This window comes from Hydrogenophaga luteola (assembly GCF_042648585.1).
Taxonomy (GTDB): domain Bacteria; phylum Pseudomonadota; class Gammaproteobacteria; order Burkholderiales; family Burkholderiaceae_C; genus Hydrogenophaga; species Hydrogenophaga luteola.
Genome location: NZ_JBHRXX010000001.1, coordinates 40,602 through 53,264, shown reverse-complemented (window position 1 = coordinate 53,264; position 12,663 = coordinate 40,602). Strand labels below are relative to the sequence as shown.

The following is a 12,663-nucleotide window of genomic DNA, read 5'->3' as shown; positions in this document are numbered from 1 at the left end:
ATGGGTTGGTTGCCAATTTGTTCAGTGGACGGAGCGCTTGAGTCCCGCCGGAGTGGTTGGGTGGGCCGGCGGGTGGCCGGATGCCAGGCGGTACAGCAGGCGCTTCAAGCGCTGCTGGCCCCAGGGCTCCGGGCCCAGGGCGATCCACAGGGCCAGGGTGTTGATGAGCAGCAGGCAGACCACCAGCAGCAGCCCCCGGTGTTCGATGACCGCCGCCAGTTGGGGCACCAGGTACATGCCCAGCACCAGGTGCCCCAGATAGAGCGGATACGACACCTTGCCCAGGGTGGTCAGCAGGCCACTGGCACGGGCCTGGTGCGAATGGGGCCGGCGCGTGGTGATGGACAGCAGCAGCGCGGCCAGCATGCCCAGCCACACGGCCGCCGCCACCACCCGTTCGCCGCGGGTGTCGGCCTTGAGGCCGATCTCCAGCAGGCACAGCAGGACCAGCAGCGCGCTGAACGCCAGCTTCCTGGCGGAGCGGCCGCTGCGGGTGATGGCGAAGAGCGTCATGCCCAGGGCGAAGTAGACGCCGTGGTGCAGCAGCAGGACCTTGAATCCGAACCAGTCCAGCGGCGGCGACAGTTGCAGGCCCAGGGCCACGGTCGCGCTGCGAAACAGCAGGAACAGCCCGCTCACGGTGCCGAGCAGCACGGCCAGGTGCTGCAGCCATAGGCTCTGCGGGCCGCCCAGGCGCTGCTGCAGCGCGAGCGCCGCACAGACCAGCGCGTAGAAGACCGCCTCGACCACCAGCGTCCAGACCACGCCGTCGATGTAGGGGCCTTTGGGAGACAGCACCACGGTGCGCAGCCAGTCCAGCAGCCGCTCCGGCAGGGGCTCCCCGGCGGCCACCCGCACCAGCAGCGACAGGGTCGCGCAGATCCAGAGCGCCGGCAGGATGCGGACCGCGCGCTTCATGGCGAAGCCCTGCCAGGACACGCCTGTGGCCGACTGGGCGATGACGAAGCCGGACAACACGAAAAAGAACTGCACGCCGATCCAGCCGGCGGACACCGCACCGGGCAGGAATGCGAACGCGGCGTCCGCCCCGCTGGCGCCATAGGTCGGCGCCGCCACACCAAACAGGCTGAAGTGGAACAGCACCACCGACAGGGCTGCGAGGAAGCGCAGCAGGTCGATGCCGTGCACATGGCCGGTGGCGGGCGTCTTCATGGCTGGGCCACCAGTCGGGTCAGCACGGGCGATCCCTGTTGCACCTGGAACACGCTCTGCAGGTTCAGACGCAGGGTTTCGTCCTGCTGCTGGGCGTTCTGCAGCCGGAAGTCGAGCGCGCTGTCCACCACGAAGCCGTCGGCCGCGCGGGACAGCTGGTTCTTCACCTCGTCCAGCCCCCGCACGGTGCGACCTGCCAGCCGCTGGTTGAAGTCGCCCACGAAGCGCGTGGTCTCCGGGTGGCTGCGCCATTCCTGGTGCAGCACCTGCAGCACCGTTTCGCCCCGGCCCGAGCGCAGGGCGCCCAGCACCTGGTCCAGCGTGGGGCGCACGTCCTCCAGCCGCAGCGCGGGCGGTGCCGTGACCGGTCCGGCCGGGGGCACGGTCTTGTCGGGCCGCGGTGCCTGGGCCATCAGCGACCCGCCCGAGCGCCGGGGGCCACCGACCCACCAGCCCAGGCCCGCCAGCAGCAGGATCGCGGCGACCACTCCTTGCGTGGTCCGCCGTGCCGGCAGGCGCTTCGGTGGCGCCCCGCGGCCGCGCGGGCGCGGCGGGACCACCGGCGCGGGCTGGGGCTGGGCGCGGGGCGGCGCCAGGGTGGCGTCGTAGCGCTGGCGCCGTTCGGGCGAGGACAGCACGTCGTGGGCGATGTTGATGCGGGCCGCCGCATCGGCCGGCCAGGCTTCTTCCGCGTGGACGAAGTCCGGGTGCACCAGCCGGATCATCATCCGGTAGTGCTCGCGCAACTGCTCGGGCGTGGCCGCCGGCGTCAGGCCCAGCAGGGTGTAGTGGTCGGCGCCGGACCGCAGCATCACGGTGCGCACGAAGAAGCGCGCCGCCTGGCGCGCGCGCGGCGCCGAGGCCGTGCCCCCGTCGACCGCGCGGTTCGAGGCCAGGCGCAGCACCGTGCCCAGCTGGTCGAACAGCAGGGCGGGCTCGCGCCGGGCCACCGGGTAGCGGCCTGGCGCCTGCTCGAAGTCCAGCAGGGCCCCCAGCACGCCGCCGGCGCGCGGGTGGGCGACAGGGGGGGGCGGGATGGGCTGCATGGCGGATGCTCAGCGCGCGGGGGCTCAGGACGCGGCGCGTGCCCCGCCTGTGGCGCCCAGCAGACCTGGCACGGTGTGGCCGGGCGGGTGGCCGTAGCCGTAGTACGCGTCGAAGGCGTCGTTGTTGGTGTGCTCGGTGCGGGCGTGGGTCAGCACCACCCCCATCGGCGCCAGCCCGGCGTTGCGCAGGCGGCGCAGCGCGTCCTTGATGCTCTTCTTGCGCGTGCTGTCGGCCCGCACCGCGAACACGATGTGCTGCACCTGGTTGCCCAGCACGATGGCGTCCGCGATGCCCAGCAGCGGCGGCCCGTCGATGATCACCTGCGTGAAGCCCAGCGCCAGGGCCTGGTCGAGCAGCTGGCGCAGCCCCGGGCCCATCAGCAGCTCCACCGGGTCGGGTGGCGTGGGGCCGGCCAGCAGCACACCCAGGTTGGGCACCATGGTCTTGAGGATCAGGTCCTTGGTGGGCGCCTCGCCCATCAGCAGCGTGGACAGGCCACGGTCGTTGGGCAGTCCCAGCGCCTTGTGGACCGAGGCCAGGCGCATGTCGGCGTCGATCAGCAGCACCTGCTGGCCCAGCTGCGCGAAGTTGATGGCCAGGGCCAGGGCCGAGGTGGTCTTGCCCTCGTTCTTGCCGCAGCTGGTGACCATGATGTGGCGCGGCGCGCCCTCGGTGGTGGAGAACTGCAGCGCGGTGCGCATGGAACGGTAGGCCTCCGAGAAGCTGCTGCGCGGCTCCGCGTGGGCGAGCAGGCCCAGCGCTTCGATGGACATGCCGCGCGGCTTGCGGGTCTCCGGTATCCAGCCCAGCAGGGGCAGCGCGAACACGCGTTCCACCTCGTCCTCGTGCTTGACGGAGTCGTCCATCTGCTCGCGCAGGATGGCCACCAGCACGCCGGCCAGCAGGCCCAGCATCAGTCCCACCGCCAGGTTGATCGCGGGGCGGGGCTGCACCGGGTTGAGCGCGGGCTCGGCCGGGTCCACCACCGAGATGTTGTTGGTGTTCAGGCCAGCCGTGACGCTGACCTCCTTGAGCCGCTGCAGCAGGCTGTCGTAGACCTGCCGGTTGGTGTCGAGCTCGCGCTTGAGCAGGTTCAGGTCCACGCTGCGGTCCTGCACCATCAGCACCTCGTCGCGCGAGGCGCCCACGCGGGCGCGCAGCAGCGACTCCTGTTTCTTGGCGGCCTCGTACTGGCCCTTGATCGAGGCCAGGATGGTGCCCACCTCGGCGTCGATGCGCCGCTGCAGCTCGTCGATCTGCGACTTGGCCTGCACCATGGCCGGGTAGTTCGGCTTGAACACCGCCAGGTTCTTGGCGTACTCGGCCTCCAGCCGGGCGCGCTGTTCCTTGTAGGTCTGGATCGCCAGGTTGTCCAGCACGCTGGGGGCGCTCTCGGGCCGCGCGCGCACCTCCTCGTACTGCGCCTCGGCCTTGATGCGGTCCTGCTCGGCCTTGGCCAGCGCGGCGGAGAAGTCGACGTAGGTCTGGGTGGTGGCGCTGGTCTTGTCGCCCAGGTTGAGGATCTCGTTGCGCTTGGCGTACTGGTTGATGACCCGCTCGCTCTGCTCCAGCTTGGCCTTGGTCACCTGGATCTGCTCTTCCAGGAACTGCCGGGCATAGACCGAGCTTTCCAGCTTGCGCTCCAGGTTCATCGCGATGAAGGTCTGTGCGATCTGGTTGGCGATGCGAGCCGCGAGCTCGCCGTCCTTGTTCACCACCTGCACCTCCACCAGGCGCGAGCTGCGCCGTGGCTCGATGCTGACCGACTCGTTGAAGGCGCGCACGGTCTCGTTGCGGCTGGGGCGTTCACCACCGTCCTCGGGTGGGGAGACCAGGCGGTTGAAGTGCTCGCGCAGCGTGGCGACGAAGCCGGCGTCGGCGTCGGGCGCCGCGGCGGGCGCCACCGGGGTCGGCGGCGCGCCGCCCTCGTCCGGCCGGTACAGGCCCATCTCGTCGATCACGCGCAGGGCCAGCGAGCGGCTCTTGAGCAGCTCGATCTGCGTGCGCAGCTGCAGCTGGTCGGACGCGGTGCCCTGGTCGAGCTCCACCTCGGTGTTGAACCCCACCACCTTCTGGGCGCTGCGGTCGATCTGGATCAGGGTGGTGGCCTGGTACAGCGGTGTGATGCGCAGGGTGTAGAAGGCCGCCGCCCCCACGCACAGCAGGGTGGTGCCCGCGATCATCCATTTGTGGCGGGCGATGGCGCGGAAGATCTCCTTGAGGTCGATGTCGTCGCGGGGCACCGCATCGGCCTCCTCGCGCGCCTGCTGGACGGTGTGCAGCATGCGCGCCTGCGGCAGGGTCAGCGCCGACGAGGGGAACGGACCACGGGGGGGGAAGGTGTTGGGCAACATGGGGATCACTCCTTGCTCACCGACACGCTGCGGATGCTGTAGCCGCTGTGCCGGGTGGAATCCGAATCAAAAGAAAAGTGGTAGCCGAACTTGCCCACGAACTGGGCGTCCGCGATGGACCAGCTCAGGGTGGTCCATTCGCCCTGGGCCGGTACGGTGTTCCAGCCCAGGCTGGAGGTGCCGCTGCGGCTTTCGTACTTCAGGTTGAACCCGGCCGCCTGCGCCGAATTGCGCCGCACCACGGCGGTGATGCGCAGCGGCTGCGGGCTGTAGGACAGGAAGTTGGGGTCCACCGTGAACGAGGTGGTGGCGCGCGGCGCCGCGTCCAGCACCGGCTCGGTGCCCAGCGCGCGCCACGTGGGCGCCTGCACCAGGTGCAGGCCCCGCGCGCCGGCCTCGCCGCCGGGGGCGGTGAATTCGATGCGGCGGGCGCCGCTGTGGTCGCCGTGCCAGGGGAAGGGCCGGGTCTGGTTGGTGCTGGCCTGCTGCACCCAGTCGTTCGCCTCCCGGGGCAGCAGGGCCAGGGTGGGCAGCGTGCTCAGCGGCAGCGAGGTGGCGGCCCGCGCTGCGCCCGACAGCGGGTCGACCACGCGGCTGCCGGCCGGCAGCGCCACCGTGGCGGTGCTGTCGGGCCGGCTCCAGGCCACCAGCACCAGGCCCTGCGGGCCATCGAACAGGAAGCCGTGGTGCTGCCCGGCCAGCAGCAGCCAGCCCAGCGGACGCGGCTGCGGGCCCAGGTGGGTGCTCAGCGTGCGCAGGGCGGTGTGGGCGGGACGCGGCTGGCCCTGGGGGCCGATCAGGCCGAAGGGGCCGGAGTCGCCGTCCAGCGGCTCGAACCAGTGGATGCGGGCGGCGCCCTGGGCCAGGCCCATGGTGTAGATCTTGATCAGCTGGCTGGCCTGCGCCGTCTCGTCGTTCCGGGCGTCGACCGGCTGCCCCACCTCGGTGAAGTACACCGGCACGTCGGCGCGCCCGGGGTTGCGCGCGCGCAGCATCTTGCGGATGGTCGGCACGATGGCCATGAACTGGGCCTCGAAACCGCGGGGGATCAGGCCAGCCGTTTCGTAGGGGTGCACGGTGACGAAGTCGAACTTGTCCCGGGCGCCGGACAGCAGGGCGCGGTCCAGGTAGTTGATGTTGACGCTCTGCGCCGCCAGGCCCACCTGCACCGTCGGGTCCACGGCCTTGGCCGCGTCGTGGGCCAGCGCCACCATCTGCCCATAGACCTCGGGGGGCGTGTTCGGGGTGAAGTTGGGCGGCTCGTTCCAGACCTCCCAGTGGCGGGTCAGGGGCCGGAAGGTCCGCACCCGGTCCCGCACGTACTGCTGCCAGCCCACCGGGTCGGCCGGGTCGCGGTATTCCAGGACGCCGCTGAAGCCCATGGACGGCGGCAGGCTGCGCGCCGTCTGCGTCGGGTCGAGCGTGGGGCTGAAGCCGCGCACCCAGCCCACACCGGCCTCGGCCATCGGCCCGACCCAGCGGGACAGGCTGCGGGAGGACGAGGCCGAGGGGGCAACGCCGAATGGGTTGTCGGCGGCCTGCGCCAGCAGCGAACACAGCGCCACGGCACCCGCCACCAGGGCTGGTAGCGACCTCATGGCGAGTCCTTCCGCGCGGGGAACGCCGCCGCCAGGGCCCAGGCCGCGGCGATGCCGGCCAGGTCGGCGGCAAAGTCGGACCACGACGCATTGAAGCCGGGCAGGCCGATCTGGTGCAGCTCGATGAACGCGCCCAGCGCGGCCGCCAGCACCAGCGCCGCCACCCGGCCCATGCCCAGCACGCGGTGGAACACCCACCAGGTGACCAGGAAGCACATGGCGTGGGCGCCCTTGTCCCATTGCGCGTAGAAGGGCCGCAGCAGGTCCACCTGCGCCACGGCGATCACGGCGGCCGAGACCCCGGTGGCCCACAGCGGTGTGGCCAGCCAGGCCTTCTCAAGTGGTGGCTTCTTGGGGCTCATGGGCTTCTCTGGCGGGGGCGACGGCGATCAGGTCGGCCAGCCGGTGCACCGAGCGCAGGGCGCGCTGGGCACACACCTGCGAAGGCAGGGGCTGCGGTGCCGAGGGCGGTGACAGCAGGCGGTCGACGATGGACGAGGGCGAGGTGCGGGACACGTCGGCCAGGGCGTGCGGGCGCTGCACCTCGTTCAGGAAGGCGCCGACCTTCTTGTCCCAGGCCAGCGCCACGAAGGGCTTGTCGTAGGCCAGCGCGGCGATGACGGCGTGCAGGCGGAAGGCCACGACGCCGGTGCAGCCGGCGATGACCCGGCACAGGTCGGCCGGCGTCTGGATGTGTTCGGTCGCGTCGATCAGGCGCGAGCACACCGGGCCGCCTTCGCTGAACCCGCGGGTCACCCGCTGCGCGAAGGCACGGTCTTCGGGGCTGCCGTTGGTGAAGACCCGGATCTGGGCGCCGCGCGCCGCCAGGTTGGCCAGCAGGGTCCGGTAGAAGCCCAGAAGCACCTGGTCGTCCATCGACGCGAGGCCGTGGTAACGCAGCTCGACCGGGCTCATCACGCCCACGCCGATGCGGGCCACGCCCTCGGGCGGCGGTGGCTCCAGCGGCACCGGCGGCACCGCGAGCGCTGCGAACACGCCGGGGTCGAGCACGGTGGCGATGTCCTGCTCGGCCACGCCCAGTGCGCGTGCCAGCAGCGTGGCCGAGCGCGCGTCGCGCACGGACAGCAGGCGCAGGTCGCAGGCGCCCAGCGCCTCCAGGAACAGGCGGCGGCCGGTGGGCGACCAGTCGTCGGACACCCCCACGCCGTACAGGTACACCGGCAGGCGCCGCCGGGCCGCCTCCATCAGGGCGCCGTGGACCTTCCTGGGGAAGTTCAGGTCCTGGTCGGCCAGCAGGTTGCCGCCGCCCAGCACGATGGCATCCAGCCCGGCCATCTTGCGGCGGTAGAACGGCCGCAGGCGAAAGCGCACCAGCAGCTCCAGGTAGACCCGGGCGGCGACGCCCCGGGCGAAGCCGGGCAGCAGGGCGCGCAGGAGGTTCAGGCGCTTCTTGGCCTGCAGGCCCTGCGAGAAGCTCTCGCGCCCCGCCAGATCGATGAAATGCGGTTCGAGCCGGGCCGGCGACGACGCCAGCCCGTGCCGCAGGCACTCCGCGATCAGGCCGTCGCCCAGGTTGGGGCTGTAGGCCACGTTCACGATGCCGACCTTGAGCGGGGCCATTCAGTGCACCCTTTCCGGCTGCCTGGCCCCGGCCGCCAGCGTGCCGTACATGGACCGCAGCGAATCGGCCCAGCTGTCGGTGGTGTTGGCCACCTGCCGCCAGTGGGTGTGGCCGTTGTCGCTCATGGTCCGCACCAGCTCGTCGGATCCGGCCAGACGGTTCATCACCGGCACGAGCGCGGCCACGTCGTCCGGCGCCACCGTCAGGCCGGCGTTCATGCGCACCAGGTCCGCCGCCACGGCCGAACTGGTGGAGACCACCACCGGGATGCCGCTGGCGATGGACTCGATGGCCACCAGCCCGAAGGTCTCGCGCAGCTTGGACGGCATGATGACCGCACGCGCGTTGCGCAGGTGCGTGCCGATGGTGTCGCGGTCCTGCCAGCCGGTGAACTCGGCTTCCGGGTACTGCGCTTTCAGCGGCCCCAGCAGCGGCCCCGCGCCGATCACCTTGGCCTTCACCCGGGCGTGCCGGGCGGCGGCCAGGAAGGTGTCGACGCCCTTCTCGGGCACCAGCCGGCCGATGAACAGGAACTCGTCGTTGGACTCGGCGCGAATCCGGGTGTCGGTGAACGGCACCACCGGGTTGGGCACGGTGAATACCGAACCGTCCCTGCAGCCGCTGCGGGTGAAGTAGGGGCGCATGGCCTCGTGCGGCAGCACGATGCGAAAGGCCGAGTCCTTCAGGTCGAACCAGCGGTTCTTGATCTCGTGCCGCGCCAGCCGCCACAGCTTCTGGGGGTAGCTGCGCTGGTCGCAGTTGGAGAACAGGCAGCCCATCTGGGTGGGCAGCAGGTCGCACTCTTTCATTTGCGGGTAGTTGATGAACGCGCCATTGGGGCAGGCGGGAAAGTAGTCGTGGGCATGCACCAGGGTGCGGCTGGCGACCTGCGCCAGCGCCTTGAACACCGAGGGCGAAAAAATCTTGCTCCAGCCATGCAGGTGGTAGACCGTGTGCGGCGTGTCGTGCGCGCCGATCCAGTCGGCCAGGAAGCGCTGGGTGGCCGGGTTGTAGAGGCCGTTGATGGCGTTGTTCAGCGGCCGGGCCGGGTCGATGGCCGCGCCATTGAGGCCCAGGCGCGAGACACGGGCGTTCAGGGTGCCGTCGGCGGGGCTGTGCTCCCCGCAGAGGTAGGTGACGTCGATGCCGGTGGACGCCATCAGGTTGGCGTTCGCGATGGCCAGCGACGAGGCGCCGCCGTTGGCCGAAGCGAAGTCGTTGAGCACGACGAGGCGGAAGGGGTGCTGCATGGTGTCGGCGCTCACTGGATGCCCGTGACCCGGGTCGGGTGGCAATGGCCGCGGAACAGGTCGCGGATGGCCATGAAGTTGCCCCGCAGCCGCCCGGTGTAGTCGCGCGACTGGTTGCGCAGCAGCGTGTTGGCGCTGTTGGAGAGCATGTTGCGCAGCAGGGTCCAGCCGCCTTTCTGGAGCGGCAGCGTCTTCTTGCGGATCAGGTACAGCGGGTTGGCGATCTGCGAGTAGCCGAAGCGCACGCCGCTGGTGCGGCCTGACGAGCTGCCCATGTGCACGCCGCGGCATTCGGGGATGTGCCGCAGCGCGCCCTGGCGGCTGGCCTTGACCGAGTAGTCGACGTCTTCCAGCCAGCCGTAGAAGGGCAGCGCCGGGTCGAAGCGCTCGTGGCCGGCCACGCTGCCCCGGTAGGCCATGTTGCAGCCGTAGAGGTCGGGCACGTCACGGCGCGGGCCGGACCAGGTGTGCTTCATCGGCGGGCTGCGGGATTCGATGAAGTCCTGCGCCTGCGACTCGGTGATCGGGGTGCCGGTGATGCCGTCCGCCAGCACCGTGCCGCCCACGCCGACCAGCTGCGGGTCGCCCAGGAAGGCCGCGCGGCAGTGGGCCAGCCAGTCGGGCGCGGGCCGGAAGTCGTCGTCGAAGAACACCACGAACCACTGGGCCGGGTCCTCGCCGCGGGTCAGGGTGGCCAGGCGCTCCAGCCCGGCGTTGCGCTGGCGGGTCAGGCCCGCGTCCGACAGCAGCACCGAGACCGTGCCGGCGGCGTACAGCGGGTGAGTGTCCAGCCCGGCCACGTCGGCGGGCTCGCTGCCCACGAAGACGATGTGCTGGGCGGGGCAGGTCTGCTGCTGCAGCGCGCGCAGGACGCCGCCCGCGACGGACGCTCTTCCTTTGGTGGCAACGACGACATAGGCCTTCATGCGGTTCCTGGAGGTCTGTGGTTCAAGTGAAAACGGGTCGGGCATCGGGGCTCAACGGCGCAGGGACAGCAGCCGCTGCAGGATGCCGTTCTTCCAGGCGAACAACAGCAGCAGCGCGAGGGTGATCGCGTCGCCGGTGATCCGGGCGTAGGCCGCGCCCATGGCCTGGTGGGTGGGGCCCATGAGCACCAGGGCGCCGATGCCCATGGCCGAGCCGGCGATGACCACGGCGGCCAGCGTGCGTTCCTGGTGCTGCGGGATGAACAGGTAAGCGCCCAGCACGATGATGGCGGCGTTGATGGGGAACACCACCGACAGCACCTGCAGCAGCGCGGCGGTCTGCTCGAAGCCGGGGCCGAAGATCAGCGAGACGATGGGCGGCGCGAACCAGTGGCTGACGGCGGCGCCCAGTGTGGCCACCAGCAGCAGCAGGGCGCCGACCCTGCGCGAGAGCCGGTAGGCGTCGTCGCGGTGGCTGGCGAACAAGGCGGTGATCTTCGGGATGAAGATGTGGCCCATGGGCGTCATGATGCTGATGCCCGCCGCCACCAGCCGGTCGGCGGCGCCGTAGGCGCCCACCATGTCCGCGCTGGCGAACAGACCCAGCAGGTAGGTCAGCGCCGCGCCGACGAAGATCGCGTTGCTGATGTAGAGGAACAGGTAGCCCGACGAGCGGATCAGCTGCAGCCCCGCGCGCCACTGGATGAGCCGGTCGAGGCGGAACTCGCCCCGGCACGACCAGTAGGCGATGACCGACACGATCAGCGCCGACAGCAGCATCAGGAAGACCGCCAGGTCGGCGTCCTCGGGCGCGCGCACCAGCGCCAGGATGAGCGACAGGTTGATCACGAAGCCGATCACTTCGAGCCGCACCGTGGTGCGCGGGCGGTGGGTGCCGGTGTAGTACCAGCCCAGGTTGAAGGCCGAGACCACGCCCAGGGCCATGGCCGCCCAGGCGGCCCAGCGGTTGGCCGCCAGCAGGGGCGAGAGCTGGATGGCGAGCAGAGCGCCCGGCACGACGATGAGCATCAGCAGCAGCCGGGCGCTGAACTGCGCGCCGAAGATGTCCGACTGCTGCCCGGGTGCCGACGCGGTGGCGATGGCGCGGGTGCCGGCCGGCGCCAGGCCCCAGTTGTTGAAGATCCAGACCAGGTTCATCAGCGACAGCGCCGACAGCACCACGGCGTAACCCTCCATGCCCAGGACCCGTCCGTAGAAGGGAATCAGCACCAGCAGGTAGACGTAGCGCAGGCAGTAGGCCGCGTAGACGAACGCGAAGTCCAGCGACGAGCGGGTGGCGGCGGGATTGGCGCTCATCGGGCCCCCTGCAGCAGCGGTGCCGGCACCGGCGCGCTGGCGCGCGCCGGGTGCCGGGCCATCAGGCCCAGCTTGATGCCCAGCAGGTAGGCCAGGGGCAGGCCGAAGTCGGTCGAGGTGCCCACCATCAGCAGGTTGGCAAAGGGCGGCAGGAAGGCGAAGAACAGCCCGCGCTGCACCGAGCGCAGCAGGGTCGAGCGGTCGTGGTGGCTGCGGCCCAGCAGGGCCTTGAGCAGGAAGGCCATGAACAGCAGCCCGCCCAGCACGCCGGTGTTGCTGAACAGGGCGGCCAGAAAGCTGGAGGTGCGCGTGCCCCCCACGCCAACGCCTAGGCCGTAGGTGTCCTGCAGCGCCTGCAGGCTGACGGTGGTCCACAGCGTGCGTTCCTCGTACGACTGCGACTCGGTCTTGTAGACCACCATGTGGTTGAAGATTTCCGTCAGCTCATCGAGCAGCCGGGGCTGGAACGACAGGTACAGCATCGCCAGCGAGAGCACGCAGCCCCACAGCAGCGCGGAACGGGTGAGCGGGGCCTTGCGCAGGTGCACATCGCTCCAGAGCCAGTCCACCACCACCAGCACCAGGAACACGCCCACACAGACGATGGCGGCCGACGAGGTGGACAGCAGCGCCATCAGCAGCAGGGCGAACACCAGCCCCATGTTCTTGGCATAGCCCAGCCGGTCCTGGTGCACGGTCAGGCGCAGGAAGTAGAGCAGCGACAGGAAGAAGACACACACCGAGCCGTAGGACGAGGCTTCGGGCATCAGGCCGACGGTGCGCTTGTTGCCGAACACCTCGTTGGTGGTGAGCAGGGCGTACGAGGCGGTGCGGAACGGGTCGAGGACCGAGGTGAGGTTGACGAAGTTGCTGGCGTAGTCGATGGCGCCGGTGGCGACCGTGACCAGGGCGCCGACCCGGATCGGCCCGAGGAGGTCGGCGGGCTGGTAGTGCTTGCAGGTCAGCCGGATGAAGCAGAACACCGCGAACACCGAGATCGAGAGGTAAGTCAGCTGGGAGAAGTTCTGGGTGGTCGGGTGCAGCAGCTCCTCGACGATCATCTCCGCCGAGCGCACCGGGAAGATGGTCACCTGGCCTTCGAAGATGCGCGGCATCAGCAGCGTGGCCGCGCAGGCGACCAGCCAGAACGCCGTGAGGTACACGGTGCCGTTCTTCGACAGGGCGATGCCTGCCAGCGCCTGGCGGTCCTGCGGGTTCAGCAGCAGCCGGGCGCCGATGAGCAGGGCGATGATCGGCGTCGGCGTCAGAGTGAGGCCGCCGGTCAGGTTGGTGGGAATGACCGCTAGCGCGCCGAACGGGATCGACGCGAAGAAGATGCTCAGCCCCGTGCGCGACTTGCCGATCAGCACCCGCAGCGCCAGCACCCAGAACAGCCCGATCACCACCATCTCCATG

At 70.5% G+C, this 12,663-nt stretch carries 10 protein-coding genes; all 10 read right to left on the bottom strand.

Going from position 1 to position 12,663, the window contains the following annotated elements; genetic code table 11:
• Nucleotides 1-21: 21 nt before the first annotated feature.
• Genes ACFOPI_RS00240 through ACFOPI_RS00195 form a run of 10 tightly spaced genes read right to left on the bottom strand, consistent with a single transcriptional unit; the run spans nucleotide 22 to nucleotide 12,662 of the window.
• Nucleotides 22-1,173, bottom strand: coding sequence for an acyltransferase family protein (locus tag ACFOPI_RS00240; protein ID WP_382169590.1), 1,152 nt, complete (start codon nucleotides 1,171-1,173; stop codon nucleotides 22-24).
• The gene (locus tag ACFOPI_RS00235) at nucleotides 1,170-2,219 is read right to left on the bottom strand and encodes a J domain-containing protein (protein WP_382169588.1); all 1,050 of its coding nucleotides are present in this window, start codon (nucleotides 2,217-2,219) and stop codon (nucleotides 1,170-1,172) included. Before ACFOPI_RS00235 ends, ACFOPI_RS00240 begins: the two co-directional genes overlap by 4 nt.
• 24 nt (nucleotides 2,220-2,243) lie before the next feature.
• Nucleotides 2,244-4,574, bottom strand: coding sequence for a GumC family protein (locus ACFOPI_RS00230; RefSeq protein ID WP_382169586.1), 2,331 nt, complete (start codon nucleotides 4,572-4,574; stop codon nucleotides 2,244-2,246).
• Between the two features lie 5 nt (nucleotides 4,575-4,579).
• Entirely contained in the window at nucleotides 4,580-6,172 is a 1,593-nt protein-coding gene (locus ACFOPI_RS00225; protein WP_382169585.1) for a hypothetical protein, read from the bottom strand.
• Nucleotides 6,169-6,534, bottom strand: coding sequence for a hypothetical protein (locus ACFOPI_RS00220; RefSeq protein WP_382169583.1), 366 nt, complete (start codon nucleotides 6,532-6,534; stop codon nucleotides 6,169-6,171). The genes ACFOPI_RS00225 and ACFOPI_RS00220 overlap by 4 nt, the downstream gene beginning before the upstream one ends.
• Nucleotides 6,509-7,753 carry a polysaccharide pyruvyl transferase family protein gene (locus ACFOPI_RS00215; protein ID WP_382169581.1) on the bottom strand — a complete coding sequence of 415 codons (1,245 nt, stop codon included), beginning with the start codon at nucleotides 7,751-7,753 and terminating at the stop codon, nucleotides 6,509-6,511. Before ACFOPI_RS00215 ends, ACFOPI_RS00220 begins: the two co-directional genes overlap by 26 nt.
• Entirely contained in the window at nucleotides 7,754-9,019 is a 1,266-nt protein-coding gene (locus tag ACFOPI_RS00210) for a glycosyltransferase family 4 protein (RefSeq protein WP_382169579.1), read from the bottom strand.
• The gene (locus tag ACFOPI_RS00205) at nucleotides 9,016-9,930 is read right to left on the bottom strand and encodes a glycosyltransferase family 2 protein (protein WP_382169577.1); all 915 of its coding nucleotides are present in this window, start codon (nucleotides 9,928-9,930) and stop codon (nucleotides 9,016-9,018) included. The genes ACFOPI_RS00210 and ACFOPI_RS00205 overlap by 4 nt, the downstream gene beginning before the upstream one ends.
• A gap of 51 nt (nucleotides 9,931-9,981) precedes the next feature.
• On the bottom strand, nucleotides 9,982-11,247 hold the full coding sequence (locus ACFOPI_RS00200) for an oligosaccharide flippase family protein (protein ID WP_382169575.1): 1,266 nt from the start codon (nucleotides 11,245-11,247) through the stop codon (nucleotides 9,982-9,984).
• Nucleotides 11,244-12,662: a hypothetical protein gene (locus tag ACFOPI_RS00195; RefSeq protein WP_382169573.1), complete on the bottom strand. Its 1,419-nt coding sequence runs from the start codon at nucleotides 12,660-12,662 to the stop codon at nucleotides 11,244-11,246. The genes ACFOPI_RS00200 and ACFOPI_RS00195 overlap by 4 nt, the downstream gene beginning before the upstream one ends.
• Nucleotide 12,663: the final 1 nt, after the last annotated feature.